Annotated in this window: 27 protein-coding genes; 12 read left to right on the top strand and 15 right to left on the bottom strand. The window is 72.3% G+C overall.

Going from position 1 to position 23,486, the window contains the following annotated elements; all coding sequences use genetic code 11:
• Window positions 1-58: 58 nt before the first annotated feature.
• The gene (locus C1J01_RS05940; RefSeq protein ID WP_111176842.1) at window positions 59-1,333 is read right to left on the bottom strand and encodes a pyridoxal phosphate-dependent aminotransferase; all 1,275 of its coding nucleotides are present in this window, start codon (window positions 1,331-1,333) and stop codon (window positions 59-61) included.
• A 79-nt stretch (window positions 1,334-1,412) separates the two neighbouring features.
• Here C1J01_RS05940 and C1J01_RS05935 point away from each other — a divergent pair, with 79 nt between their 5' ends.
• The 3 genes from C1J01_RS05935 to C1J01_RS05925 are packed head-to-tail and all read left to right on the top strand — an operon-like array spanning window position 1,413 to window position 4,128.
• Window positions 1,413-2,438, top strand: a complete 1,026-nt coding sequence (locus C1J01_RS05935; protein WP_235854283.1) for a LysR family transcriptional regulator — start codon at window positions 1,413-1,415, stop codon at window positions 2,436-2,438.
• A 31-nt stretch (window positions 2,439-2,469) separates the two neighbouring features.
• The gene (gene rnhB, locus C1J01_RS05930) at window positions 2,470-3,141 is read left to right on the top strand and encodes a ribonuclease HII (protein ID WP_111176840.1); all 672 of its coding nucleotides are present in this window, start codon (window positions 2,470-2,472) and stop codon (window positions 3,139-3,141) included.
• Between the two features lie 6 nt (window positions 3,142-3,147).
• The gene (locus C1J01_RS05925; RefSeq protein ID WP_111176838.1) at window positions 3,148-4,128 is read left to right on the top strand and encodes an LLM class flavin-dependent oxidoreductase; all 981 of its coding nucleotides are present in this window, start codon (window positions 3,148-3,150) and stop codon (window positions 4,126-4,128) included.
• 49 nt (window positions 4,129-4,177) lie between these two features.
• Here C1J01_RS05925 and C1J01_RS05920 read toward each other — a convergent pair whose 3' ends face one another.
• The 3 genes from C1J01_RS05920 to C1J01_RS05910 all read right to left on the bottom strand — a co-directional run bounded on the left by C1J01_RS05920 (window position 4,178) and on the right by C1J01_RS05910 (window position 7,065).
• Window positions 4,178-4,564 carry an SCO5389 family protein gene (locus tag C1J01_RS05920; RefSeq protein ID WP_111176836.1) on the bottom strand — a complete coding sequence of 129 codons (387 nt, stop codon included), beginning with the start codon at window positions 4,562-4,564 and terminating at the stop codon, window positions 4,178-4,180.
• Window positions 4,565-4,648: 84 nt separating this feature from the next.
• Window positions 4,649-5,578, bottom strand: a complete 930-nt coding sequence (locus C1J01_RS05915; protein ID WP_111176834.1) for an ATP-binding protein — start codon at window positions 5,576-5,578, stop codon at window positions 4,649-4,651.
• 110 nt (window positions 5,579-5,688) lie between these two features.
• The gene (locus C1J01_RS05910; RefSeq protein WP_235854282.1) at window positions 5,689-7,065 is read right to left on the bottom strand and encodes an LCP family protein; all 1,377 of its coding nucleotides are present in this window, start codon (window positions 7,063-7,065) and stop codon (window positions 5,689-5,691) included.
• Window positions 7,066-7,191: 126 nt separating this feature from the next.
• On the opposite strand from C1J01_RS05910, the gene C1J01_RS05905 reads away from it, so the two are divergent.
• Together C1J01_RS05905 and C1J01_RS05900 are read left to right on the top strand one after the other, a co-directional pair.
• Window positions 7,192-7,881 (top strand): class I SAM-dependent methyltransferase, encoded by a 690-nt coding sequence (locus C1J01_RS05905; RefSeq protein WP_111176874.1) that lies wholly within the window; start codon window positions 7,192-7,194, stop codon window positions 7,879-7,881.
• Window positions 7,882-7,922: 41 nt separating this feature from the next.
• On the top strand, window positions 7,923-9,359 hold the full coding sequence (locus tag C1J01_RS05900) for an MFS transporter (protein WP_111176832.1): 1,437 nt from the start codon (window positions 7,923-7,925) through the stop codon (window positions 9,357-9,359).
• Window positions 9,360-9,527: 168 nt separating this feature from the next.
• Here C1J01_RS05900 and C1J01_RS05895 read toward each other — a convergent pair whose 3' ends face one another.
• Window positions 9,528-10,967, bottom strand: a complete 1,440-nt coding sequence (locus C1J01_RS05895; RefSeq protein ID WP_111176830.1) for an ATP-binding protein — start codon at window positions 10,965-10,967, stop codon at window positions 9,528-9,530.
• A gap of 63 nt (window positions 10,968-11,030) precedes the next feature.
• Here C1J01_RS05895 and C1J01_RS05890 point away from each other — a divergent pair, with 63 nt between their 5' ends.
• Window positions 11,031-11,999: a serine hydrolase domain-containing protein gene (locus tag C1J01_RS05890; RefSeq protein ID WP_111176828.1), complete on the top strand. Its 969-nt coding sequence runs from the start codon at window positions 11,031-11,033 to the stop codon at window positions 11,997-11,999.
• A 172-nt stretch (window positions 12,000-12,171) separates the two neighbouring features.
• Window positions 12,172-12,636, top strand: coding sequence for a hemerythrin domain-containing protein (locus C1J01_RS05885; protein ID WP_111176826.1), 465 nt, complete (start codon window positions 12,172-12,174; stop codon window positions 12,634-12,636).
• A 2-nt stretch (window positions 12,637-12,638) separates the two neighbouring features.
• Here the strand turns inward: C1J01_RS05885 and C1J01_RS05880 are convergent, their stop codons facing one another.
• Window positions 12,639-13,592 carry a quinone oxidoreductase family protein gene (locus C1J01_RS05880; RefSeq protein ID WP_111176824.1) on the bottom strand — a complete coding sequence of 318 codons (954 nt, stop codon included), beginning with the start codon at window positions 13,590-13,592 and terminating at the stop codon, window positions 12,639-12,641.
• Window positions 13,593-13,676: 84 nt separating this feature from the next.
• Between C1J01_RS05880 and C1J01_RS05875 the strand changes: the two genes are divergently transcribed.
• Window positions 13,677-14,258, top strand: a complete 582-nt coding sequence (locus C1J01_RS05875; protein ID WP_181448591.1) for a TetR/AcrR family transcriptional regulator — start codon at window positions 13,677-13,679, stop codon at window positions 14,256-14,258.
• Window positions 14,259-14,262: 4 nt separating this feature from the next.
• Here the strand turns inward: C1J01_RS05875 and C1J01_RS05870 are convergent, their stop codons facing one another.
• A complete protein-coding gene (locus C1J01_RS05870) occupies window positions 14,263-14,712 on the bottom strand; it encodes a MarR family winged helix-turn-helix transcriptional regulator (protein WP_111176820.1) in 450 nt (149 codons plus the stop codon).
• Window positions 14,713-14,811: 99 nt separating this feature from the next.
• Between C1J01_RS05870 and C1J01_RS49610 the strand changes: the two genes are divergently transcribed.
• Window positions 14,812-14,988, top strand: coding sequence for a hypothetical protein (locus C1J01_RS49610; RefSeq protein ID WP_181448590.1), 177 nt, complete (start codon window positions 14,812-14,814; stop codon window positions 14,986-14,988).
• On the opposite strand, the gene C1J01_RS05865 is transcribed toward C1J01_RS49610, so the two are convergent.
• Window positions 14,981-15,853 carry a LysR family transcriptional regulator gene (locus tag C1J01_RS05865; protein WP_111176818.1) on the bottom strand — a complete coding sequence of 291 codons (873 nt, stop codon included), beginning with the start codon at window positions 15,851-15,853 and terminating at the stop codon, window positions 14,981-14,983. The genes C1J01_RS49610 and C1J01_RS05865 overlap by 8 nt on opposite strands.
• A 71-nt stretch (window positions 15,854-15,924) precedes the next feature.
• On the opposite strand from C1J01_RS05865, the gene C1J01_RS05860 reads away from it, so the two are divergent.
• The gene (locus C1J01_RS05860; RefSeq protein ID WP_111176816.1) at window positions 15,925-16,800 is read left to right on the top strand and encodes a 4-hydroxy-tetrahydrodipicolinate synthase family protein; all 876 of its coding nucleotides are present in this window, start codon (window positions 15,925-15,927) and stop codon (window positions 16,798-16,800) included.
• Window positions 16,801-16,875: 75 nt separating this feature from the next.
• A complete protein-coding gene (locus C1J01_RS05855; protein WP_111176872.1) occupies window positions 16,876-17,787 on the top strand; it encodes an NADP-dependent oxidoreductase in 912 nt (303 codons plus the stop codon).
• On the opposite strand, the gene C1J01_RS05850 is transcribed toward C1J01_RS05855, so the two are convergent.
• The 3 genes from C1J01_RS05850 to C1J01_RS05840 form a co-directional block, all read right to left on the bottom strand.
• On the bottom strand, window positions 17,788-18,702 hold the full coding sequence (locus C1J01_RS05850) for an aminoglycoside phosphotransferase family protein (RefSeq protein ID WP_111176814.1): 915 nt from the start codon (window positions 18,700-18,702) through the stop codon (window positions 17,788-17,790).
• Window positions 18,703-19,581 carry a 1,4-dihydroxy-2-naphthoyl-CoA synthase gene (locus tag C1J01_RS05845; protein ID WP_111176812.1) on the bottom strand — a complete coding sequence of 293 codons (879 nt, stop codon included), beginning with the start codon at window positions 19,579-19,581 and terminating at the stop codon, window positions 18,703-18,705.
• Window positions 19,582-19,672: 91 nt separating this feature from the next.
• A complete protein-coding gene (locus C1J01_RS05840; RefSeq protein WP_111176870.1) occupies window positions 19,673-20,005 on the bottom strand; it encodes an ArsR/SmtB family transcription factor in 333 nt (110 codons plus the stop codon).
• Between the two features lie 87 nt (window positions 20,006-20,092).
• On the opposite strand from C1J01_RS05840, the gene C1J01_RS05835 reads away from it, so the two are divergent.
• Window positions 20,093-20,263, top strand: a complete 171-nt coding sequence (locus C1J01_RS05835) for a DUF3073 domain-containing protein (protein ID WP_111176810.1) — start codon at window positions 20,093-20,095, stop codon at window positions 20,261-20,263.
• 112 nt (window positions 20,264-20,375) lie between these two features.
• Here the strand turns inward: C1J01_RS05835 and C1J01_RS05830 are convergent, their stop codons facing one another.
• The 4 genes from C1J01_RS05830 to C1J01_RS05815 all read right to left on the bottom strand — a co-directional run bounded on the left by C1J01_RS05830 (window position 20,376) and on the right by C1J01_RS05815 (window position 23,465).
• On the bottom strand, window positions 20,376-21,782 hold the full coding sequence (locus C1J01_RS05830) for an LCP family protein (RefSeq protein WP_111176808.1): 1,407 nt from the start codon (window positions 21,780-21,782) through the stop codon (window positions 20,376-20,378).
• 90 nt (window positions 21,783-21,872) lie between these two features.
• On the bottom strand, window positions 21,873-22,139 hold the full coding sequence (locus C1J01_RS05825) for a DUF6510 family protein (protein ID WP_111176806.1): 267 nt from the start codon (window positions 22,137-22,139) through the stop codon (window positions 21,873-21,875).
• A 1-nt stretch (window position 22,140) separates the two neighbouring features.
• Window positions 22,141-22,866 carry a ferredoxin reductase gene (locus tag C1J01_RS05820; RefSeq protein WP_220039758.1) on the bottom strand — a complete coding sequence of 242 codons (726 nt, stop codon included), beginning with the start codon at window positions 22,864-22,866 and terminating at the stop codon, window positions 22,141-22,143.
• Window positions 22,866-23,465 carry a sulfite oxidase-like oxidoreductase gene (locus C1J01_RS05815; RefSeq protein WP_111176804.1) on the bottom strand — a complete coding sequence of 200 codons (600 nt, stop codon included), beginning with the start codon at window positions 23,463-23,465 and terminating at the stop codon, window positions 22,866-22,868. The genes C1J01_RS05820 and C1J01_RS05815 overlap by 1 nt, the downstream gene beginning before the upstream one ends.
• Window positions 23,466-23,486 lie beyond the last annotated feature (21 nt).

The raw sequence follows: 23,486 nt of genomic DNA, 5'->3' as shown, positions 1-23,486 counted from the left end.
CCGCAGGTCAGAGGCCCCTTTTGGGGAACGGTAAACCTGCTCTTGGGAAAAGATTCGCCTAACCGTGACTTGGCGTCGCGGCCAGCGCTCCGGCGGTGCCGCGCCGGGTCAGCGACAGCTCCCTCAGACCGGTCGTGAGGAAGTCGAGATTCTGCGCGATCCACGGCAGCCGCAGGGGGTCCGGGCTGGCCAGAGCGGCCATGCGCTCCTCGGCCGTGTCGCCGTAGAGCAGGCTCACCGCGACGCGGACGCGGGCCGCCGCGGGGTCGTCGCCGAAGGCGTGCCCGGGCAGCACCCCGATGCCGTGCTCCTCCAGCAGGATCTTGGTGAGCTCGGCGGATCCGCCGAGCCGCAGGTGGCTCAGGTCGGGGTAGAGGTAGAAGCCGCCCTGGGGGGCGTCCACGCGGGCGCCGGCCGCCACGAAACGCTCGTGGACCGCCCGCGCCACCACGCCGTGCAGCCGCCGGCTGCTCGCGATGCGCTCGGTCAGCTCGGGCGGGTCGCCGAAGGCGTACGCCGCCGCCTCCTGCACGGGGGCCGCGGGGGCCGACCAGATCTCGCTGGCCACCGCGAGCAGCCGCGCGCGCAGGTCATGACCGCCTTCGGGGAGCCGGGCGACGCCGATCCGCCAGCCGCCGAGCGCGAGGCTCTTGCTCAGCCCGGTCGTCACGAGCGTCCGCTCGGGCGCGAGGTCGGCCGGCGACGTGTACGGCAGCGCCGGGTCGTGCACGAGGTCGCGGTAGATCTCGTCGGAGATGATCGTCAGGTCGAGCTCCCTGGCGACGTCCACCAGGCGCGCGACGGTCTCCGGCGTGGCCAGGCGTCCCGTGGGGTTGTCGGGCAGCGTCACCAGCAGGGAGCTCACGGTCCTGCCCGCCGCGCGGGCGCGGCGCACCTCTTCCGCGACGAGGTCCGGGTCGGGCACCCCGCCCTCTCCTGGTGGTGCGGGCACCAGGATGGGACGTGCGCCCACCAGGTCCGCCTGCGCCGCGTAGCTGACCCAGCTGGGCATGGGCAGGACGATGTCGCCGCCGATCGCCAGCAGCAGCCCGTACAGCAGGGACTTGCTGCCCGGTCCGCTGACGACCAGGTCGGGGTCGGTGGGGAGCCCCCGTCGTGTCCAGTAGCCCGCCGCCGCGGCTCGCAGCCCGGACGTCCCCGCGACCGGCCCGTAGCCGTTGCGTTCTGACGCGGCGGCCAGCTTGTCGCGCAGCGCCGGGTGGACGGGCAGACCGGCCTCACCGAAGGCCAGGTGCAGCACGCGTTCCCCGGCGCGCCGTCTTCGGTCGATGTCTTCGTTCGCCGCCAAAGTGGCGGAAAGAGTTACGGCCATGTTTGTCACGTTCCCAGCGTGATTGGATGAAGGCATCAGCACAAGCGAGGCTTTTCGTGGGTAGGCATAAGGAAGTCTGATGCTGGAATTGCGCCGTTTGGTCCTGATCTGCGAGTTCGCGAGAAAGGGCAGCATCGCCGCGACCGCGGAGTCTCTCGGCTACAGTCCGTCGGCCGTCTCACAACAACTCGTCGCCCTCGAACGCGAGACCGGCACGGCCCTGATCGACCGCACCGCGCGCAGCGCCGAGCTCACCGACGCCGGCCGCCGCCTGGTCATGCACGCCGAGCGCATCCTCTCGATGGTCGAGGAGGCCGAGTCCGATCTGTCCGCGCACGCGGGCAAGCCGTCCGGCCGGGTCGTCGTCACCGCCTTCCCCACAGCGGCCGTGGCATTCGCCCCCGCGCTCGCGCGATCACTGCGCCGCCACGAGGAGCTGACCCTGCGGCTCGGGCAGAGCAGGTCAGGGCGCGGCATGCGCGAGGTGCAGTCGGGCGAGGTGGACATCGCCCTCGTGGACGACTGGTACGGCCGCGTCCGCGACAGCGAGAGCCTGCGCGTCTTCCCGCTCTTGCACGACCCGCTGGTGCTGGTGGTGCCGCGCAAGCACCGCCTGGCCGACCCCGACGTGCCGCTCGACCTGCGCGAGCTGCGCGACGAGCCGTGGATGGCGACGCCCGACGGCGAGCCCTCCCGCCTGGCCGTGGACCGGCTGCTGGTGGACGTGGGCGGCACCCGGCCGACGCCGTGGGAGTTCGAGGGCCTGGGGACGATCCTGTCGCTCGTCGCCAAGGGCATCGGCATCGCCGCCGTGCCCGCGCTGGCGCTGGCCGCCGGGGTGCGCGGGCTGGCCGTACGGCGCTTCCCCGGCAACCCGGTCGCGCGGGAGGTGCACGCGGTCGCGCGCGGGTCCAGCGTGCACCGGCCGTCGGTGTCGGTGACGCTGCGCGCCGTCCACGTGGCCGCCCGCCTCATCGCCGCCGACCTCGATCCGGTACGCCTGGCCGACCGGTCGCGCGGCGCCCCGCCGGCCGACGAGGATCCGCTGGGCGACTTCCCGATGCGCTCGCGGGGCAGCTCGGTGGGCCGGTCGTTCGGGGAGTGACCGGCGCCGGGACGCGATAGCGTCTGGCGGCATGGCGCCGACGTACGACATCGAGCACCTCCTGCTCACCCAGCCGAGCACCCGCACGGTCGCGGGCGTCGACGAGGTGGGGCGGGGCGCGTGGGCCGGGCCCGTCACGGTCTGCGCGGTCGTCACCGACCTTTCCGAGCCGCCCGCCGGGCTGACCGACTCCAAGCAGCTGTCCGCGGCCCGGCGCGGGCCGCTCGCCGCCGAGCTGGCCGCCTGGGCGGCGGGCGTCGGCTTCGGCGAGGCGACCCACGACGAGATCGACGCGCTCGGCATGACCGAGGCGCTGCGCCGGGCCGCCCGCCGGGCGCTGGAGGCGCTGCCGGTGCGCCCCGACGCGGTGATCCTCGACGGCAAGCACGACTACATCGGCGCGCCCTGGCCGGTGCGGCTGGAGGTCAAGGGCGACGCGGCCAGCATCTCGGTGGCGGCGGCGTCCGTGCTGGCCAAGGTCCGGCGCGACGCGTACATGGCGACGCTCGGCTACGAGGAGTACGGCTTCGCCGACAACGCCGGCTACCCCTCGCCCCAGCACCAGGAGGCCCTGGCCCGGCTGGGGCCGACGCCCCACCACCGGCTGTCGTGGTCGTACCTCGACGACCTGCCGGATTGGCGGCACCTGAAGCTCCACCGCGATCCGCTGGTGGGCGAGGGCCAGGCGAGCCTGTTCGGGTAGGCGGCGATGCGCATCGGGATCTTCGTCGTCGCGGCGCGGTTCCCCGGGCAGGAGCCCGGGCGGGTGCTGGCGAACGCCGTCGAGCTGATCACGGCGGCCGAGGAGGCCGGCTTCGCCGACGCCTGGATCGCCGAGCACCACTTCATGTCGTACGGCGTGTGCCCGTCGGCCACCACTTTGGCCGCGGTCGCCGCCGGGCGCACGTCGCGCATCGGCCTCGGCACGGCCGTCAGCGTGTTGGCCACGCAGCACCCCGTGGCCCTGGCCGAGCAGGCGGCCATGCTGCACCACCTGTCGGGCGGCCGGTTCACGCTGGGCGTCGGCCGGGGCGGGCCGTGGGTGGACCTGGAGGTCTTCGGCAGCGGCCTCGAACGCTACGAGCGGGGGTTCGCCGAGTCGCTCGACGTGCTGCTCGGGGCGCTGTCCGGCGGGCCGGTCGCGGCCGACGGGGAGTTCTTCCGCTTCCGGGAGGTCGAGCCGGTGCCCGGCGCGCGAATGCGCCCGGTGGTCGCATGCACGTCCGAGGGTACCGTGGCGCTGGCCGCCGAGCGCGGGCTGCCGATGTTGCTCGGCATGCACATCGGCGACGAGGACAAGGCCGCGATGGTGGCGGCGTACGCGGCGCGCGGCGGCGTCGCGAAGGGGCACGTGGCGGCGGGGGTCGGCTACGTGGCCGACTCGACGGCGGCGGCGGTGCGGGAGCTGAGGCGGACGATGCCGCGCTGGCTCGAGCCGGGCCTCGCGGGCTACGTGCCGGTGGACGGGCGGCCGCGCCCGTCGCGGGACGTGCCGGCCTACGTCGACCTGCTGACGCGCATCCACCCCGTGGGCTCGGCCGAGCACTGCGCGGAGACGCTCGCGCGCACGGCGGAGGCCACCGGGATCGAGCACGTGATCCTCATGGTCGAGGGGCTCGGCGAGCACCGGCGCACCCTGGAGAACATCCGCCGCTTCGGCGCCGAGGTCCTGCCGCTGCTCCCGCGCTGAGCGGGCCGGACGACCGGCGGGCCGGTGCGCCGGCCCGCCGGTCACGGGCTCAGCAGTCCACGAGCTCCGGCTTCTGGTTGAGGATCTGGGCCCTCGGGGTGACGAAGTCGGCCAGGGCCCGCGTGGCCGCCGGGTCGAAGACCGCGACCCGATGGCAGTTCTGGAACGCCAGCCGCACGCCGAAGTGGCGCTCCAGCGCACCGCGCATCGCGTCGCTCGCCAGGCAGCGCAGCAACTGGCCGCGCTCCTCCTCCGACGACGGCGGCACCTGGTTGTCGGCGAACGCGGCCCCGGTCTCCGCCCGCTGCTCGGCCAGGCCGCTGATCAGCGACCACGCGTAGGGAAGGGAGTCGCGGACGCAGGCGAGGAACGCCGCGTCGTCCACCTCACCGGTCTTGGCCTGGTCGAGCAGATCGTTCGGAACGGTCAGCGACATGCTGTCTCCTCTCGAATGGGTCGAAACTGACGCTAGATCGGCGGGGATCGGCCTCATAGATCCCCGCCGGGCACAGTCATGTGGTCAGGGGCCGTAGACGAACTCGGGGTCGACCTGCTCGGTGAGGTCGACGCCGGTCTTCGCGTTGCCCCAAGCGCGGGCGTTGCGCAGGTGGAACTCGACGGTCTGGCGGCCGAAGCGCGCCCAGTCCTTCTCCTGCTCGTCGAGGGCCTTGCGCAACACGGTGAGGGCGTCGGCGTTGACCGGCTCCAGGTCGTCGAGGGCGAACGGGCGGCCCTGCTCCAGGGCCCGGACGGCGGCGGAGTGCTCCATCCAGGTGAGCAGGTCGTCGCCCGCGTGCTCGCGCAGGAAGTCGACGTCGGACGGGCCGTGCACCTTGTTGCCGACCACGGCGAGCGCGACGTCGTACTGGGCGGCGTAGTCGCGGTACTGCCGGTAGACGCTCACGCCCTGCCGGGTCGGCTCGGCGACGAGGAACGTCATGTCGAAGCGGGTGAACAGGCCGGAGGCGAACGAGTCGGCCCCGGCGGTCATGTCGACCACGACGTATTCGCCGGGCCCGTCGACCAGGTGGTTGAGCAGCAGCTCGACCGCGCCGACCTTGGAGTGGTAGCAGGCCACGCCGAGGTCGTCGTCGCTGAAGGGCCCGGTCGCCAGCAGGCGCAGCCCGTCAGGGGTGGAGAGGCCGAGCGGGTCGCCGGCCAGGTCGTCGAAGCTCAGCAGCGTGGAGCCGCGCCCCGGCGGGGTCGTCTTGACCATGGCCTCGGCCGACGGGATGCGCGGATTGGTGCCGCGCAGGCGCTCCTTGATCTCGGTGAGGTGGGCGCCGAGAGGCTCGGGCTGCCGGTCGAGACCGAGTACGAGGGCCAGATGCTGGTTGATGTCGGCGTCGATGGCGACCACCGGAGCGCCCTGGCTCGCCACGTGTCTCGCGAACAGGGCCGACATCGTCGTCTTGCCGCTGCCGCCCTTGCCGACGAACGCCACTCTCACTGCGTCCTCCAGGGTGAGGATGAAAATCGTTTCCGTTGAGAACGGTCACCATCATGCCACACTCCGTGCACGGGAGAACACCGAATCCGGCCAGGCCGGGGCGGGACGGCCTAGCGGCAGGTCGCGTCGAGGTTGACCGGGGCGTCGTGGCCGGCCGACGGCGTACGCGGCCCCGCCAGGGCGCGGCGCGGCCGGTCCTGCTCCCGCAGGGCCTCGCGGACCGTGCGGCGGATGAAGTACCAGTCCGGGCTCGCGGTGTTGACCAGCGGCGGGACGAAGTTGAGGCTGCGGATCCGGGCGTCCTTGACCCGCTGCGACAGGTCGATGACGGCCGGCAGGAGGTCCTGCGGCAGGTCGGTGGAGATGGCCCGCTTCGTGGCCGCGGCCAGGCGCTCGAAGCTGTTGAGCACCGTGATCGGGTCGGCCTGCTTGGCGACCGCGTTGAGCAGGCACTTCTGACGTCCCATGCGGACGTAGTCGTCGCTGTCGGTGCGGGAGCGGCCGTACCAGAGGGCCTCCTCGCCCGACAGCTTGCGGGTGCCGGCCGGGAGCATGCCCTCGCGGTACTTGCCGTAGACGATGGGCTCCTTGATGGTGACGCGGACGCCGCCCATGGCGTCCACGATCTCGGCGAAGCCCTTCATGTCCACCATGGCGTGGAAGTGCACGGGGATGCCGAGGATGCCGCCGATGGTCTGCTTGATCAGCTCCGCGCCGCGCCTGCCCTTCGGCACGCCCGGCACCACTTCGGGGTGGTCCTCGCCGTACTGGTAGATCTCGTTGAGCAGGCCGGGGGTGTCGGGGCCGGTGCCGGTGAAGCCCCACGGGAAGCGGTCCCTGGCCGGGCCCTTGGGCAGCGGCACGCGCTGCAGGTTGCGCGGCAGGCCGAACAGCACGGTCGCGCCACTGTCGACGGCCACGCTCGCCACGGTCATGCTGTCGGTGCGCACCCCCGGACGGCCGGGGGCCGAGTCGCCGCCGAGGAGCAGGAAGTTCACTCGCTCGGCGCCGTTCCAGGGGTCGTGGGCGAGGACGGGCGCGGTGCTGTCGCCGGGGGTGAACAGCGTGTTCACGACGTCGCGCGAGACGTAGGCCAGGCGGGTGGCGTACGCGGTGGGGGCCAGGACGAGTGCGCAGAGGGCGATGGTGAGCGTGGTGGTCAGCACGCGGCCGACGAGGTCGGAGCGCGGAGGCCGGACGAGGAGGAACGACCAGACGATCACCGTGATCCAGGCCAGCGCGATCACCACCAGGGCGACGGTGAGCACGGTCATCCAGCGCGGCTGCACGGCCAGCGACAGCAGGTTGACGCTGAACGCCGTGAACACGGTCAGGGCGCCCGCCAGCATCAGCACGTACGCCGCCATGAGAGCCACGCCGCTCTTGCGGCGCTCCGTGGCGATGTGCGCGACTCCCCACAACACGGTCGAGGCGACTGTCAGCACGATGCTCGCGCCCAGGCCGAAATCTCGCTCTTTCTCCGTCATGCCGGCCGAACCCCCGTTGTGTGCCGATCCCAGAGACCTTAGTAATGGGATGTGCGTGAGAGCCGGTACGAAGGGGAAGGGGCCTGTCAATTCCCCGTCAAAACCACCTTGGGCTCCCACGTGACCATGCACAGACGACACGGCAGTTACGGGTTCGACGCCCCCTGGGCCCTGGCCGGGCTGCTCGCCGGAGCGGTCCTGCTGCTGGCGCTCGCGGCGGTCTCGCTCGTCCTCGACGTGCCAGCACCGGGCGTCGTCTTCCTGTTCGGGGCTCTGTACACGCTGGCCAGCGCCGCGAGCCAGCTCTACACGACGCGGCGCGGCAGGTTCGCCGTCTGGCACGAGGAGCTGCGACGGCTGCGCGGTGACGAGCGGCTGCTCGACCTGGGCTGCGGGCGGGGCGCCGTGCTGCTGCTCGCGGCCCGGCGGCTGGAGACCGGCCGGGCCGCCGGCGTCGACCGGAGGCGGGGGCGCGCCGCGCGGGCGAACGCGGAGGCCGAAGGGCTCGCCGACCGGGTGGAGATGGTCACGGCCGACCCGCGTGACCTGCCGTTCGAGGACGGCGTGTTCGACGTGGTGGTCTGCGGGCGCACGCCGTCCGTGGGGGAGCGGGCCGTCGAGGAGGCGTGCCGGGTGCTGCGGCCGGGCGGGGTGGTGCTGGTCGCCGCCGACGTGCGGCACTCCGCGGCGTACGAGGCGGCCCTGCGCCGGCTCGGCGCGCGGGACGTGCGGCGGCGCGACCTGGGCTGGCGCCACTGGTACGGCGGCCCGTGGGCGCGGACGGAACTCGTCGAGGCCGTGAAGCCCAGCGGATAGGCCACGTTTGCCGGTCGTCTTCCGGGTATCCGAAGGTCGGTATGAGCGACGTGGAGACCGGCACCGTCACCACCAAGGTGCCCGCGCGGCTGGACCGGCTGCCATGGTCCCGCTGGCACTGGATGATCGTCATCGGGCTGGGCACCGTCTGGATCCTCGACGGGCTCGAGGTCACCATCGTCGGTAACCTGTCCGCCCAGCTGGCCAAGCCGGGCAGCGGCCTGGACATCACCCAGGCGCAGGTCGCGGGCGTGGCGGCCGCGCTCTACGTGGCCGGGGCCTGCGCGGGGGCGCTGTTCTTCGGCTGGCTGACCGACCGGTACGGCAGGAAGAAGCTCTTCATCATCACGCTGGTCGTCTACCTGGTGGCCACGCTGATGACGGCGTTCTCGTTCAGCGCGTGGTGGTTCTTCCTGTTCCGGTTCATGACGGGCTTCGGCATCGGCGGCGAGTACGCGGCCATCAACTCGGCCATCGACGAGCTCATCCCGAGCCGGCACCGGGGTCGCATCGACATCATCATCAACGGCAGCTACTGGCTCGGCGCGGCGGGTGGCGCGCTGCTGACCGTGCCGCTGCTCAACGACCTGCCGGTCAACATCGGCTGGCGGGTCGCGTTCGGGCTGGGCGTGGTGCTGGGGCTGGCCATCCTGCTGGTGCGCCGGCACGTGCCGGAGAGCCCGCGCTGGTTGTTCATCCACGGCCGCGGTCGCGACGCCGAGCAGATCGTCGAGGGCGTCGAACGCGAGATCGGCCCCGAGAGACTGCGTGAGCCCGAGTACGAGATCACCGTGCACCAGCGCAAGTCGATCGGGTTCGTCCGCATCGCGCACACGATGGTCGCCCTCTACCCCAAGCGCACGGTGCTCGGGCTGTCGCTCTTCATCGGGCAGGCGTTCCTCTACAACGCGATCACGTTCGGGTACGCGCAGATCCTGTCGACGTTCTTCCAGATCGACACGCACACCGGCTATTACTTCGCGGTCATCGCGGTGGGCAACTTCCTCGGGCCGCTGCTGCTCGGCCACCTCTTCGACACCGTCGGCCGCATCCCGATGATCTCGGCCTGCTACATCGGGTCGGGGGTACTCCTGCTGGGCACCGCGTGGCTGTTCGACCAGGGCGTGCTCACCGCGGTGACGCTGACGGCGTGCTGGTCGGCGGTGCTGTTCGTGGCCTCGGCGGGGGCGAGCTCGGCGTACCTGACGGTCAGTGAGATCTTCCCCATGGAGACCAGGGCGCTGGCCATCGCGTTCTTCTTCGCGGTCGGGACGGCGGCGGGCGGCATCGCGGGCCCGCTGGTCTTCTCCACGCTGGTGGAGAGCGGGGTGCCGGGGGACACGGCGCTCGCGTTCGCGATCGGCGGCGTGGTGATGATCGCGGCGGGGCTGGTGGAGGTGTTCCTCGGGGTCAAGGCCGAGCGCAGGAGCCTGGAGTCGATCGCGGCCCCGTTGACGTCCGCCGAACGTGCCTCCTGAGCGGGGCTCGCATTTTTGACACTACTGTCAAAGTAGGGAAGATTGGCCCACCACGACAGGGGTGTCAAGCATGGCCTCCCTGTGTGACGAGCCTTCCCCGCCGGGGGACGGGGAAGGCTCGCACCTGTGGAGAACTGGTGCGACGGTGTGCATCAGGCGTCATGACTCTCAACCCGCCCAGGCGGCGAGCAGGTCGTCCGGCCGCCAGACCTGATCCAGCGGCAGATCGGGCGCCGCGCCGGCGCGTGTGACGGCGATGCGGGGGGTGTCGTCGCTCGTGCCGGGCACGACGGCGGCGGCGCGGACGAGCTGGTCGTAGTCGTGGCGGTCGAACGGCCGGTTGTCGAGCCACTTGATAAATCCGACGAAGTGCACGCGCCCCGCGACAGGGCCCTTGTCCGCGCCGACGAGGTCGATCTCGGGGTTGTTCCGGCGGTTCCACCAACCGCCGACCTCCTCCGTCTCCGGCCAGGTGTCGTCCGGCAGGGCCCTGGCGAGCGTGTCGCGGACGAGAGGCTCGACGGCCCGGCCCCGCCAGGTCGTCCAGGATCGTTCGATGCGCCGCAGCGCCAGGTCAGGACGGCCACGCTCGCTGTCGCCGATCGCCCGCCGCAGGAACGCCAGCCAGAAGCGGAGATAGTGGTCGGCGACGCGGTATCGCCGGTTCTTCGTGTCCTGCCGCGTGGACAGCGGGAGCTCGGCGGCGACGACCTGCTTCGCGGTCAGCGTGGCGAGTATGGGTGCGAGCGTCCCTGACGGGAGCGGGGACGCTCCTCCCGCCTTGGCGGCGATGCCGGCGAAGGTGCGTTCGCCCGTGCCGATGGCCTCCAGCACCGTTCTGGTGTGGCCGCCCGCGGGGAACTCGCCCAAAAGCGTGAGCTGGCCCGCGGCGAGCAGGGGCGACAGCGGGGAGTCGAGGCTCCGGCTCAGGAAGTCGCCGCGGGACGTGCCCGGCTCCCAGGAGCGGACTATTTCCGGGAAGCCGCCCGTGATGAGCAGGGCGTCGACGGCGTCGGCCGCGGACAGGCCCGTCATCTCCGCGACGTCGCCCAGGTGCAGCGGTCTGACCGTCATCTGAGTGGCCCGGCCGAAGAACGGGCGCCCGTACTCCTGGAGCGCCTCCATCATCGTGAGATCGCCGCCGACGAGGATCAGCAGGATCGGTCTGGCCGACAGGAACCTGTCCCAGGCGGTCTGGAGGGCTCCTTCGAACTCTCGGTCCTGTTCCACGAGCCAGGGCACCTCGTCGAGGACGACGACGCACGGGTCGTCGCCGGCCGCCGTGGCCAGGACTCGCAGTGCCTCGTTCCAGTCCCGGGGCCGGGCGCCGCGCACCAGCTCGGCGTGGGGAAGCCCGGCGCAGCCGATGGTGTCGACGAAGTCGGCGCGCTCGGCGGCGGGCGCCCGGCCGCGTGAGGCCTGGAAGACGAGGTACGGGAGCCCGGAACGGTCGCAGAACTCCTGCGCGAGCCGCGATTTCCCGACCCGGCGACGGCCCGTCATGATGACGGCCCTGCCTCTGGTCGTCAGCTTCCTCTCGGTGACGAGACGTAGCTGGTCGTCCAGCAGCCGGAGATCGTGCGCTCGACCCGTGAACTCGCTCGCCATAGGGCCGCTCCAAAGTAAGAACCAATCTAAGTAAGAATCCACCTTACTGAGGGTTGTGGCACGATGAGGGCACTTCGGAGGTGGGTCGTGGCGATGGTGGAGCGGGTGGAGGCGGTGTTCGCCGGCGGGAAGGCGTCCCGGGTGCATGGGCTGGTGGTGATGCGGGGCGGCGAGGTGGTGCTGGAGCGGTACGGCGCCGGGGCCGACTTCCGGCTCGGCGAGCCTCTGGGGCGGATCACGTTCGACCGCGAGACCCTGCACGACGTCAGGTCGGTCTCCAAGAGTGTGGTGGCGCTGGTGTACGGCATCGCGCTGAGCGAGGGGCTGGTGCCCGAGCCGGGCGCGCCCCTTGTGGCACAATTTCCGGAATATCCGGACCTGGTGGCCGACCCGGCGCGGGCCTACATCACGGTCGAGCACGCCCTCACCATGACCCTCGGCCTCGACTGGAACGAGGACGCCCCCTACACCGGCCCGGAGAACAGCGAGGTCGCCATGGAGCTCGCCCCCGACCGCCACCGGTACGTCCTGGAGCGGCCGGTCGTCGAGGAGGCCGGGAAGCGCCGGACCTACTGCGGCGGCGCGACGGCCCTGATCGGCGAGCTCATCACCAGGGGCACCGGGATGCCCGTGGACGCGTACGCCGCCGAGCGCCTCTTCCGGCCGCTCGGGATCACCCGGCACCAGTGGGTCAAGGGGGGCGACGGGGTCGTCATGGCCGCCTCCGGCCTCCGGCTGCGCCCGCTCGACCTGGCCGCCATCGGACGACTCGTGCTCGACGGCGGCCGCGACCTCGTCCCCGCCGGCTGGATCGAGGAGATGACCCGCCCCCGGGTGACCATCGAGGGCGACTTCGCCTACGGCTACCAGTGGTACGTCACCGGCGACCGCCAGCGGCTCGAGTGCATCGGCAACGGCGGTCAGCGGCTCGTCGTCGTGCCCGGCGAGGACCTGGTCGTGGCGGTGACGGCCGGCGACTACGACACGGACCCGGCCGGCACCACCGCCGTCCTGAAGGCCGTGCTCGGCTAGGGCCGGGGGCCGTACTGGAGGCCGTGCCGGATCGGGGCCGTGCTCGGCCGGGGCCTGGGGGCGTGCTGGGCTAGGATGCGTGCAGCGTCGCGTGCCGGTGACGGGCTGCGTCAGGCATGGAGGCGTCCGACCAGGAAGGCGGTCACGATGACCCTTTCCGCGGCCCCCACCCGTGCGTGAGGGCGACGACAACCGGCTGATCGCCTGGGACCGTGAGCTGACGGCCGCCCACCAGCGGCTCCGCGCAGCGCTTCGCGTCGCGAGAGACTCCCTCGACGGTGGCGAGGCCGTTCTCCCGCGTGACCTGCTGCTGTACTGCCACGGCTTCTGCGCCGCGCTGAGCGGGCACCACGTCAGCGAGGACACCGGGCTGTTCCAGGCGCTGTCCGCGCGCCATCCCGACCTGCGGCCTGTCATCGCGAAGCTGGAGCAGGACCACAGCATGATCGCGTGGCTGCTCCAGCAGCTCGGACAGGCGCTCGACGCGGGCGCGCCGGCGAACGAGCTGGTTCTCCACCTGGTCGGCATCTCCGCGATCATGGAGTCGCACTTCCGGTACGAAGAACGCCGGCTGCTCGGCACCTTGGCGACGCTCGACCTCGACGCCGAACCGAGCTCCTTCCTCGGCCCTCTCTGACCCTAGGGAACGAGCAGGACCCGGCCCTCGACGGCACGGCCCTCGACGAGGCGGTGCGCCTCGGCGGCCTGCTCCAGCGGGAGCGTGCGGCCGATGGAGGCCTCGCTGCGGCCTGAGGCCAGCCGGGTCAGCATCTCCGGGTAATGGACGCCGAACGTCCGGGCGGCCCAGCCGGGCCCGCCGCAACCGATGATCGTCACGCCGCGTTCCATGAGGTCGGCGGCGGTGACGGCGGCGGGCTCGCCGCTCAGCAGACCGTAGTAGAGCATCCGGCCGGTGCCCGGGGTCAGGCGGTCGAGCACCTGCCGGGCCGACGGCCCGGCGATGGACTCGAAGACGACGTCCACGTCGGGGAGCCGTGCGGGCCAGCCGGGTGCGCCGTGGTCGAGGACGGTGTCGGCGCCGTACGCGAGGGCGCGGCTCCGTTTGGCGGCCGATCCGGCCGTGGCGATCACATGTCCGGCTCCGAACTCCTTCGCGTGCCGCACGAGGTACGTGCCCACCGAGCCGGCGCCCGCCTCCACCAGGACGGTCTCCCCATCGTCGAGGCGCGCGCGGTGGAGCAGGGCGAGGGCGATCGCGCCCGGCGCGGCGGCGGCCAGCGCCTGCGAGGGGGTGACCCCGTCGGGCACCGGGCACGCCATGGAGGCGGGGAGCACCACGTATTCGGCGTACGCTCCGACGCCGCCGGTCACGCCCACCACCGTGCGGCCGAGCAGGTCCCGCGCCACCCCTGCCCCGACCTCCACGACCTCGCCGGCCGCCTCCGCGCCGATCACGGCCGGCGGCGACAGCGGGAACGGCAGCACGCCGGCCCTGATCTGGGTCTCGGCGTAGGAGACGCCGACGGCCTGCGCGCGGATGAGGACCTGGCCCTCTCCCGGCCGCGGGCGGGGCAGCTCTGCCGGCTGGAGCCGTTCGGGGCCGCCGGTCCCGGTCAGGACGATCGCACGCATCGCGGGACACTCCCTCAATTGAACCAATGGTCCAGTTAATATATGGACCACCGGTCAAGTTTGTCCATCCGAAAGAATGGCCGGATGGAACGTCGAGAGCGGGCCGACGCAGCGCGCAACCGGCGGGCGATCCTGCGGGCGGCCGAGGAGCTGCTGCGGCGGCACCCGCCCGAGCAGGTCTCCGTCGAGCGGGTCGCCGCCGCCGCGGGCGTGGGCAAGGGAACGGTCTTCCACCGGTTCGGCAGCCGTACGGGCCTGATGCGCGCGTTGATGAGCGAGCGGGCACGCGAGCTGGAGGAGGCCGTCACGCAGGGCCCGCCGCCCCTCGGTCCCGGCGCGGCGCCCTCAGAGCGGCTGGTCGCGTTCCTCGAGGCGGTGGCCGAGCTGGCGGCGCGCAACGGCAACCTGATGGCGGCGCACGAGCACGCCGTGCTGACCAGCAAGTCCGAGCAGCCGCGGGAGGCCAACCCGATCTACGTGTTCTGGCATCGCCACGCGTCCGGGCTGATCGCCGAGGCGCGGCCGGACGCCGACGCCGAGCTGATCGCCCACATGCTGCTCGGCACGCTGCACATGGAGCCGGTCGCGAGCCTGTTGCGGGCCGGCGGGCACGAAAGACTGGCCGCGAGCTTCGCCGACCTGGTCAGAGGGCTGCTGAAGCCGTGAACGGTCAGGAGCGCTGGGTCGCGGCGATCAGGCGCATCAGCGACGTGTGCAGGTGCTCCAGCTCCTCGATGTCCATGCCGAGGCGGGCGACGATGGCCGGGGGGATCTTCTCCGCCTCGGCCCTGAGCCGGCGGCCGACGGGGGTGAGGGTCACGGCGAGGGTGCGCTCGTCATGGCTGTTGCGCTCGCGGTGGACGTAGCCGAGCGCTTCGAGCCGCTTCAGCAGCGGGGAGAGTGTGCCGGGGTCGAGCTGGAGCAGCTCGCCCAGTTCCTTGACCGACAGGGGCTCGCTCTCCCAGAGCGCCAGCATGACCAGGTATTGCGGGTGGGTCAGCCCCATGGGCTGCAGCAGCGGCCGATACAGGCCGATCACGCTGCGTGAGGCGATGCTGAGCGCGAAGCACACCTGCCGGTCGAGCTTCAGCAGATCTGTCGCCTCTGTCACAGGCTCCATGTGTCCACGCCTCCGACTGCTCCTGCTAGATTAATTTGTGCACCAACTAATAGCGTGCAAATAGATGGTACTCCCATCGAGCCCGGGAGGGACGACCTCATGTTTCACCGCAAGCCGCTGGAGGAGCGCATCGCCGAGCGCCAGGCCAAGCTGCCTCCCCTGAAGGAGGGCAAGCACTTCGAGCACGGCCCGGCCAAGTTCGTCTTCGTCGCGCTGCTCACCGCGGTGGCGGCCATGCACCTCGTCGGGCTGGCCATCGTCATGCACTTCACCTGAGAGGCAGACGGGGCACGGCGTCGCGGAAGGCGGTGACCGCCGCGCGGATGGCGGGGTGCTCGCCGTTCCCCCTCCTGAACGCCGCCAGGGTGCGGCGGCCCAGCGGCAGGCGGGTGAGCGTCACACCGGGCGGCGGGGCGGTGGCGGCCAGGCGGGGGACGATCGCGACGCCCTGACCGGCCGCGGCGAAGGCGAGCACCGTGTCGAAGTCGTCGACGTGGTGGCGTACGTCGGGCTCGAAACCGGCCGCCTGGCAGGCCCTGATCGCCATGGTGTGGCAGAGCGTGCCGGGCTTGTTGGTGATCCAGGCGTCGTCGCGGGCGGCGGCGACCGAGGGGCGGCCGGTGAGGTACATCGCCTCGGCGAACAGCGGCTCGGTCTCGATCGAGGCGTCGGTGACCGGCGGGACGAAGTCGTACTCGTGCACGAGGGCCACGTCGAGCTCCCCGGCCCGCAGCGCCGCCGAGACGTCGGCCGGGTCGATCTCGGAGACCATCGGCACGAGCCCGGGGTGGGCGCCGGTCAGCCCGGCCAGCGCGGGCGGCAGCAGCACGCGGGCGGCCGTGGGAAAGGCGCCGATCCGGATCGGCCCCGACGGCCCGCCGCGGGCGGCGGCGAGCGCGGCGGAGGCGCGTTCGAGCTGTTCGAGCACGGTGTGCGCGTGCTCCACCAGCAGGTGGCCGGCCGGGGTGAGCGACACCGTGCGGCCCGTGCGCTCCAGCAGCCGCACCCCGGCCTCCCGCTCCAGGGCGCTGAGCTGCTGGGAGACCGCCGAGGGCGTGAACGTCACCGCCTCGGCGACGGCGGCGATCGTGCCGCGCCGGGCGAGTTCGCGGAGCAGGTGGAGCTTGCGCGGGTCGAGCATAAGACAAGCTTAAGCTGGAACGAAGAAATCGGCGCTGGACCTAACGGGTCGCCGGGCGGCACGCTCGAAGCATGCTGAGAGGAATCCACGTACCGCTGGTCACCCCGTTCGACGCGTCCGGCGAGGTCGCCCTGGACGCGGTCGAGAAGCTCGCCCACCGGGCGCTCGACGAAGGCGCGGCCGGGCTGGTCGCCCTGGGCACCACCGGCGAGGTGGCCGCGCTCGACCCCGCCGAGCGCGCGCGGGTGATCGAGGTGTGCGCGCGGGTGTGCGCCGAGCGGCAGGCGCTGCTCACGGTGGGCGTGACGGGCAACGACACGCGCTCCACGGCCCGTGCGCTGCGCGACCTGCCCGAGGGGGCCGGGGCGGCGCTCGTGACGGTGCCGTACTTCCTGCGGCCGGGCGAGCGCGGGGTCGTCGCGCACTTCGAGGCGCTGGCCGAGGAGACGCCGGTGCCGCTGGTGATCTACCACATCCCCTACCGCACCGGCCAGGCCGTCGGCGCCGCCACCCTGCGCGAGGTCGGCGCCCACCCGATGGTGGCGGGCGTCAAGTACGCCGCGGGCGGCATCGACCAGGACGCGGTGGACCTGCTCGCCGACCTGCCGGAGAACTTCGACGTGCTGGGCGGCGACGACGTCTTCGTCTCGCCGCTGCTCGCGCTGGGCGCCTCCGGCGGCATCCTCGCCTCCGCCCACTTTGCCACCAGGTCCTTCGCCGACCTCGTGGACGCCTGGCAGGCGGGCGACGCGGCCCGTGCCAGAGCGCTCGGGCACCGGCTGGCCCGGCTCTCCGCCGCCCTGTTCACCGCCCCGAACCCGACCGCCATCAAGGGCGTGCTGCACGCCGAGGGCCTCATCCCGACGCCGGACGTACGGCTCCCGCTGGTGCCGGCCGACCCCGGGACCGTCGCCGCGGCCCACGCGGTGGTGCGCCAGGAGCACTGATGTTTTACGTGAAACCTCGCCGCGGTTGACCTCAACCGCGCTTGAGGTAGCAGGCTCGGACCCATGACGGAACTGATGAGAGCGGCGGCGTTCGCCGAACCGGGCGGCCCTGAAGTGCTGAAAGTGATGGAGCTGCCTGCTCCCCAGGCGGGGCCGGGGCAGGTCCGCGTCCGGGTGCGGGCGGCGGGCGTGCAGCCGTTCGACGCGGCCGTACGGGCGGGGTGGCTGCCTCCGTACCTGCCGGACGTGGCCTACCCGCGCATCCCGGGCAACGAGTTCGCGGGCGTGGTGGACCAGGTGGGGCCCGGGGTGAGCGGGGTCGCGGCGGGCGACGAGGTGCTCGGGTTCTCGCGGTTGTTCTCCTACGCCGAGTACGTCGTGGTGCCCGCGACCGACGTGGCGCCCAAGCCGGCCGCGGTGCCGTGGGAGGTGGCCGGCGGGCTGACCGCGGCCGTGCAGACGGCCGAGCTGGCGATCGACGGGATCGACCTGGCCGACGGCGAGACGTTGCTCGTGCACGGCGCTGCCGGCGCGGTGGGCACGGCGGCCGTGCAGATCGCGCGGCGGCGCGGGGCCACCGTGATCGGCACCGCCCGCGAGGTCAACCACGACCACCTGCGCGCTCTGGGCGCCGTCCCGGTGGTGTACGGGGAGGGGCTGGCCGGGCGGGTGCGCGCGCTGGCCCCCGGTGGTGTCGACGCGGCCCTGGACGGCGCCGGCGGCCACGCGCTGGAGGTCTCGCTGGAGCTGGTCGCCGGCCGCCGCCGCATCGTCACGCTGGTCGAGCACGGCAAGGCGGCCCAGCTGGGCGTCCGGGTCGTCCAGGGGGAGCGCACCGCCGAACGCCTCGGCCGCTACGCCGCCCTGTACGCCGAGGGCGCCTTCGCGTTCCCGGTGCGCCGGGCGTACCCGCTGGAGGACGCTGCGGGGGCGCACCGCGAGATCGAGACCGGCCACGGGCGGGGCAAGGTCGTGCTCACCCTCTGATCACCATCTGGTCCGCAGGGCCTCGGCGACGGCGAGCTGGACCTCGGGCAGCTCGCCCGCGCCGCCCTGGACGTCCCACAGGCAGTTCTGCAGCACGCGGCCGAGCGTCCAGCCGGCGGCCCGCCGCCGGTCGAGGCCGAGCGCGTCCACCATGAAGTCGAAGCGGCGCAGCACCGCGCGCGGCACGTCGCCGGTCGCGACGACCTCGTCCCAGCGGTTGTGCAGCGCGGGCAACAGGTCGAACCCGGGGTCGCCGGCCAGCGGCTTGGGGTCGATGGCCAGCCACGGCTCCCGGTCGGCGGCGAGCACGTTCTCGTAGTGCAGGTCCCAGTGGAGCAGCCGGTCTCCGGGCTCGTGGACCAGCTCGGCGACCACCCCGGCGCACCGCCGCAGCCACTCGCGGTCGCTCTCGCGGCGCAGCCGGGCGAGCGCGCCGTCCACGTCGTCCAGCATGCCCTGGGCGATGTCGCCCAGCCGGCGCATCCCCTCGGGGGCGGGATGCGCCACCAGCCGGCGCAGCAGCCCGGTCAGGACGTCCAGCGCCTCCATGACGTCGGGCACGGAGCCCAGGGAGCGGTCGGCGTCGAGCCGTTCGAGCAGCAGCGTGCCGGTCGCGGGGTCGGCGTCGAGCAGGAGCACGCTGCCGTCACCCGCCCACGTGCGCAACCCCGGGGCCTCGGTGACGTTCTCGTCGGTGACCGGCTGGAGCTTGAGCGCCGCGCGGGCGCCGTCGGCGCGGACGACGGGCAGCACGAGCGACACCACGCCGTGCCGCGGCTCGCCGTCCAGCCGCAGGTCCCATTCCTCCAGGTAACGCTCCGCCAGCGCGGGCAGCCCGGCGGACCAGGCGCGACCGGCCTCGCCGTCCCACTTCACGTGGGACGCGGTCAGCGCCTCGGGGACCTTGATCCGCATCTAGAAATGCCAGGGGTACGGCGACCAGTCGGGCTCCCGCTTCTCCAGGAACGCGTTGCGCCCCTCGGCCGCCTCGTCCGTCATGTACGCCAGCCGCGTCGCCTCGCCCGCGAACACCTGCTGGCCCACCAGCCCGTCGTCGACCGCGTTGAAGGCGAACTTGAGCATGCGCTGCGCCGTCGGCGACTTGCCGTTGACCTTGCGCGCCCACTCCAGGGCGGTCGCCTCCAGCTCGGCGTGCGGCACCACGGCGTTGACCATGCCCATGCGGTGGGCGTCGGCCGCGCTGTAGGTCTCGCCGAGGAAGAAGATCTCGCGGGCGAACTTCTGCCCGACCTGCCGCGCGAGGTAGGCCGAGCCGAAGCCGCCGTCGAAGCTGGCCACGTCGGCGTCGGTCTGCTTGAAACGGGCGTGCTCGGCGCTGGCCAGGGTGAGATCGGCCACGACGTGCAGGCTGTGGCCGCCGCCCGCCGCCCAGCCGGGCACCACGCAGATCACGATCTTGGGCATGAAGCGGATCAGCCGCTGCACCTCGAGGATGTGCAGCCGCCCGGTGGCCGCCGAGCCGTCGGCGTACTGGTAGCCGTCCTTGCCCCTGATGCGCTGGTCGCCGCCGGAGCAGAAGGCCCAGCCGCCGTCCTTGGGCGAGGGGCCGTTGCCGGTCAGCAGCACGCACCCGACGTCGGTGGTCTGCCGGGCGTGGTCGAGGGCGCGGTAGAGCTCGTCGACCGTCTGCGGGCGGAAGGCGTTGCGCACCTCCGGGCGGTTGAAGGCGACGCGTACGGTGCCCTGGTCGACCGCCCGGTGGTAGGTGATGTCGGTGAAGCCGAATCCCTCGACGGCCTGCCACGCCTTGGGATCGAAGAGCTCGGAGACCATGGCCGAGAGCTTAACCGATCGGACTTTCCCCCCTTTCCGCACGGCGTGGCACCTCGTCGCCGTCGGCGACGAGGTGCCCGCGTACGCCGGTCTAGGTGACCTCGGCTCGCAGCTCCGCGAGCAGGGCCCCTTGGTCGGCGAGCATGTCGGTGAGGATGCGCCGGGCGGCGTCGAGCAGATCGGCCAGCTCGGGTGTGGCCAGGGTGTAGACCACGGTGCTGCCCTCACGGATGGCGCTCACGATGCCCGCCCTGCGCAGGACGGCGAGCTGCTGGGAGAGGCTCGAGGCCTCGATGTCGATCTGGGCCAGGAGATCCCTGACGGGAAGCGGCCCTTCCTGGAGTAGCTCCAACACTCGGATGCGAGCGGGGTGGCCGAGCGTTCGGAAGAAGTCGGCCTTGGCCTGATAGACCTCCACGTGCATATCGTCCAGACTAATCCAGCGCAGTTGCATAATTCTTCAAGTCGTAACCTTGTTGGGTAGCATGACAGCGGGGACTAGGGAGTAGCCATGGGTCGAGGAAGAGCCAAGGCGAAGCAGACGAAGGTCGCTCGCCAGCTGAAGTACGCCAACCACAACATCGACTACGACCGGCTTCGCGAGGAGCTGGGCGCCGACGGGCGACGCGAGGAGATCTACCCGCCCACGCCGTCCGAGCAAGACCCCGAACGCATGCGCTGACGCGGGTCCGTTTCGCGGGGCACGGGTTCGCCCGTACGGGCGCTCACCGTGCCCTGAAGCGCTGACAGTGCTCTCAAACGCTGACAGTGCTCTCAAACGCTGACAGCGGCCGTCAGGCGGCGCAGGTGTCGTGGGTGGCGTCGAAGCCCTTGATCGCTTCGGTGTCGTCGGCGCGCTGCGCCTTCAGGCCCTTCCAGTCGTCGCCGATCACCAGCACGAGCCGGTTGGTCCGCGCGGCCGGGAGCTTCCGGGGGGTGTCGGCGAGGAGGTCGGCCGAGAGCGTGGGCACCCGGGTCTCGCCGTTCGGGCCGTAGAGGATCGTGGTCCTGGCCTGCGGCTTACGGGCGGTGTCGCCCACCTTGGCGATGTGGTAGCCGCGCTGTTCCAGGAACGCGGCCACCTCGGCGGCCAGGCCGGTGCGCCAGGTGCCGTTGCGCACCTCAATGGTGATCTTGGAACGGCCGACCTTGGCCTGGCCGCCCTTGACGCCCTCGACGCTCTGGTCCTTGGCCACGATCTGGAACAACCGGTTGGCCTGCGGCTGCACCCACTCGACGCGGCCCGGCTGGGTCAGCGAGTAGTGCCACGGGGTCGTGATGAAGCGGATCTTCCCGGCGTCGATGCCCTTCAGGCTGCTCGCGAGGTCGAACATGACGCCGGGGGTCAGGCCGCTGTCGGTCGTGACGGCCTTGGTGCCGGCGTTGAGCACCTCGTAGAGCCGGGCGGGGTTGGTGAGCGTGTCCCCGCTCAGGATCTTCTTGATCATCGAGGCGATGAACATCTGCTGGCGCTGGATGCGCCCGATGTCGGAGCCGTCGCCGAGGCTGTAGCGGGCGCGTACGTAGCCGAGGGCCTGCTCGCCGTCGAGCGTCTGGCGGCCGGCGGGCAGGTGGAGCAGCGCCTTCTTGTCGTCGACGGGCTCCGGCAGGCAGACCTCGACCCCGCCGACGGCGTTGACCATGCTCTTGAAGCCGGTGAAGTCGACCTTCACGTAGTGGTCGATGTGGATGCGGGTGAGCGACTCGATCGTCTTCCACGTGCAGCCGATGCCGCCGGAGTTGAACGACTCGTTGATCATGCCGAGGTGGGCGCGCTGCCCGGGGAAGCTCTTGGTGGCGCGGCACGCGGGCAGCTGCACCAGCGAGTCGCGCGGGAAGCTGACCACCATCGCGTTGTCACGCTCGGACGACACGTGGACCAGCATGATCGTGTCGGTGCGCTCGCCGGCGATGTCGTGGCCGTACTTCGCGTTCTTCCCGTCGCGCTGGTCGGAGCCGACGACCAGGACGTTCATCGCGGACGTCGCGACCTTGGGCGGGCGGGTGGCGCCGAGGTCCTCGGCGCTGACGTCTTCGTGCGTGACGTTGCTCGTCAGCCGGGCGGTGACGCCGACCGCCACCCCGGCGACCAGCAGGACGACCACCACGGTGACACCGACCGCCCAGCGCACCCAGTGGCGCCGCCGTCTGGGCGGCGCGCCGGGCTCGGAGGGCGGCGCGTCGACAAGCCCGCTGCTCACGTGACTCCCAAAGGGATGAGGCTCCGGGCCACCGCGCCGAGAGCCGTTGAACGGGCCTGAGTGTACTCAGTCCAGGTCAGCGCCGTGCGCTCAGTCCGGCAGGTCGACCCGCAGCGTCACCGTGCCCCGCAGGTCGAGCCAGGCCGCGCCGGGCCCGCGGACGAGCCGCAGGATCACCTCGTCGCAGCCGGGACAGCGGCCGACCAGGCCGGGGTCGGGGCCGTACACGTGCAGGGAGCCGATGGGGCCGGTCAGGCCGCAGTTGGCGCAGCGGCCGGTGGCGGTGGTGACGTCCACGGCGAAGATCTCGCCGAGCGGGCCGGCCAGCGTGTTGCCGTCGAGGTGCTCTGCGGTCATGTCAGCCTCCGGTAGGGCCGAAACGTTCGGTTCTGATGCGCTCCGGCGCGTGTCCCAGCGCGAGGAGCAGGTCGGCCGCCGCCTCCACGAATCCGGTCGGCCCGCACACGTAGCAGTCGGGCGCGTGCGCGGCCGGCCAGCCGCCCTCGGCCAGGTCGGCGAGCATGATGCGGCCCGCCGGGCGCGACACGCCCTCCGGCGCGGAGCGCGTGTAGAGGTAGGAGACGTCCAGCCCGGGGTCGGGGCGGCGCAGCTCGTCGGCGTAGTAGACGCTGTCGGGGCCGCGCAGCGAGTACAGCAGGCGGAACGGCGCCCGGCTGCCCGCCTGCCGGCGCGTCCTGATCATCGCCATCAGCGGCACGATGCCCGACCCGCCGGCCACCAGCAGCACCGGCCGGTCGTTGTCCGGCCGCCAGACGAACCAGCCGCCCACCGGGCCGCGGATCTCGACCTGGTCGCCGGCCTCCATGATCTCGGTGAGGTACGGCGACACCTCGCCGTCGGGCACGTCCTCCACGGTCAGCTCGACGTGCTCGCCGTCGGCGGGGCCGGCCAGCGAGTAGCTGCGCTGCGTGCGGTAGCCGTCCTCGGCCGTCAGCCGGACGTCGACGTGCTGGCCCGCCAGGTGTCCCGGCCAGCCGGGCACCCGGAAGCGCAGCGTGCGCGCGGTCGCGGTCTCGGGCGTGCTGCCCACGAGCTCGGCCGCCCGCCAGACCAGGCGGCGCACTAGTCGCCCTCGTAGCGCTGCTCGCGCCAGGGGTCGCCGTAGTTGTGGTAGCCCGCGGTCTCCCAGAAGCCGGGGTGGTCCTCGTCCAGCAGGCGGATGCCGCGCACCCACTTGGCAGACTTCCAGAAGTACAGGTGCGGCACGAGCAGCCGGGCCGGGCCGCCGTGCTGCGGCTGCAACTCCTCGCCGTCGAAGCGGTGCACGATCCACGCCTTGCCGTCGAGCAGGTCCTCCAGCGGCAGGTTGGTGGTGTAGCCGCCGTAGGAGTAGACGAGCGCGTAGTCGGCGGCGGTGTCGACGTCCTCGAAGAGCGTGTCCAGGGAGACGCCCTCCCAGGAGGTGTCCAGCTTGGACCACTCGGTGACGCAGTGGATGTCGACCGTCGGCCTCTCCTGCGGCAGGGCCAGGAACTCCGGCCACGTCCAGCGGTGGGTCACGCCGGCCTCGGTGTCGATGGCGAACTCCCACCGCTCGGGCGGGACGCGCGGCGTCGGACCCGCCGACAACACCGGGAAGTCCTCGACCAGGTACTGGCCGGGCGGGAGCCGGTCGCCCGCGTCTCGGCGTCTGCCGTGGAAACCGCGCGAAATGATGCTCACAATGCCCCCCATGCCCCTATT

The sequence above is a fragment of the Nonomuraea aridisoli genome, assembly GCF_003236395.1.
GTDB classification, from domain to species: domain Bacteria; phylum Actinomycetota; class Actinomycetes; order Streptosporangiales; family Streptosporangiaceae; genus Nonomuraea; species Nonomuraea aridisoli.
The sequence above is the reverse complement of the archived record's forward strand: the minus strand, read 5'-3'. Positions and strand labels throughout refer to the sequence as shown.

Excerpts from the sequence above, each read along its gene's own strand:
- C1J01_RS05940 (WP_111176842.1), bottom strand. The coding sequence starts at position 1,333 with ATGGCCGTAACTCTTTCCGCCACTTTGGCGGCGAACGAAGACATCGAC.
- C1J01_RS05935 (WP_235854283.1), top strand. The coding sequence starts at position 1,413 with ATGCTGGAATTGCGCCGTTTGGTCCTGATCTGCGAGTTCGCGAGAAAG.
- rnhB (WP_111176840.1), top strand. The coding sequence starts at position 2,470 with ATGGCGCCGACGTACGACATCGAGCACCTCCTGCTCACCCAGCCGAGC.
- C1J01_RS05925 (WP_111176838.1), top strand. The coding sequence starts at position 3,148 with ATGCGCATCGGGATCTTCGTCGTCGCGGCGCGGTTCCCCGGGCAGGAG.
- C1J01_RS05920 (WP_111176836.1), bottom strand. The coding sequence starts at position 4,564 with ATGTCGCTGACCGTTCCGAACGATCTGCTCGACCAGGCCAAGACCGGT.
- C1J01_RS05910 (WP_235854282.1), bottom strand. The coding sequence starts at position 7,065 with ATGACGGAGAAAGAGCGAGATTTCGGCCTGGGCGCGAGCATCGTGCTG.
- C1J01_RS05905 (WP_111176874.1), top strand. The coding sequence starts at position 7,192 with ATGCACAGACGACACGGCAGTTACGGGTTCGACGCCCCCTGGGCCCTG.
- C1J01_RS05900 (WP_111176832.1), top strand. The coding sequence starts at position 7,923 with ATGAGCGACGTGGAGACCGGCACCGTCACCACCAAGGTGCCCGCGCGG.
- C1J01_RS05895 (WP_111176830.1), bottom strand. The coding sequence starts at position 10,967 with ATGGCGAGCGAGTTCACGGGTCGAGCGCACGATCTCCGGCTGCTGGAC.
- C1J01_RS05890 (WP_111176828.1), top strand. The coding sequence starts at position 11,031 with ATGAGGGCACTTCGGAGGTGGGTCGTGGCGATGGTGGAGCGGGTGGAG.
- C1J01_RS05880 (WP_111176824.1), bottom strand. The coding sequence starts at position 13,592 with ATGCGTGCGATCGTCCTGACCGGGACCGGCGGCCCCGAACGGCTCCAG.
- C1J01_RS05875 (WP_181448591.1), top strand. The coding sequence starts at position 13,677 with ATGGAACGTCGAGAGCGGGCCGACGCAGCGCGCAACCGGCGGGCGATC.
- C1J01_RS05870 (WP_111176820.1), bottom strand. The coding sequence starts at position 14,712 with ATGGAGCCTGTGACAGAGGCGACAGATCTGCTGAAGCTCGACCGGCAG.
- C1J01_RS49610 (WP_181448590.1), top strand. The coding sequence starts at position 14,812 with ATGTTTCACCGCAAGCCGCTGGAGGAGCGCATCGCCGAGCGCCAGGCC.
- C1J01_RS05865 (WP_111176818.1), bottom strand. The coding sequence starts at position 15,853 with ATGCTCGACCCGCGCAAGCTCCACCTGCTCCGCGAACTCGCCCGGCGC.
- C1J01_RS05860 (WP_111176816.1), top strand. The coding sequence starts at position 15,925 with ATGCTGAGAGGAATCCACGTACCGCTGGTCACCCCGTTCGACGCGTCC.
- C1J01_RS05855 (WP_111176872.1), top strand. The coding sequence starts at position 16,876 with ATGAGAGCGGCGGCGTTCGCCGAACCGGGCGGCCCTGAAGTGCTGAAA.
- C1J01_RS05850 (WP_111176814.1), bottom strand. The coding sequence starts at position 18,702 with ATGCGGATCAAGGTCCCCGAGGCGCTGACCGCGTCCCACGTGAAGTGG.
- C1J01_RS05845 (WP_111176812.1), bottom strand. The coding sequence starts at position 19,581 with ATGGTCTCCGAGCTCTTCGATCCCAAGGCGTGGCAGGCCGTCGAGGGA.
- C1J01_RS05840 (WP_111176870.1), bottom strand. The coding sequence starts at position 20,005 with ATGCACGTGGAGGTCTATCAGGCCAAGGCCGACTTCTTCCGAACGCTC.
- C1J01_RS05835 (WP_111176810.1), top strand. The coding sequence starts at position 20,093 with ATGGGTCGAGGAAGAGCCAAGGCGAAGCAGACGAAGGTCGCTCGCCAG.
- C1J01_RS05825 (WP_111176806.1), bottom strand. The coding sequence starts at position 22,139 with ATGACCGCAGAGCACCTCGACGGCAACACGCTGGCCGGCCCGCTCGGC.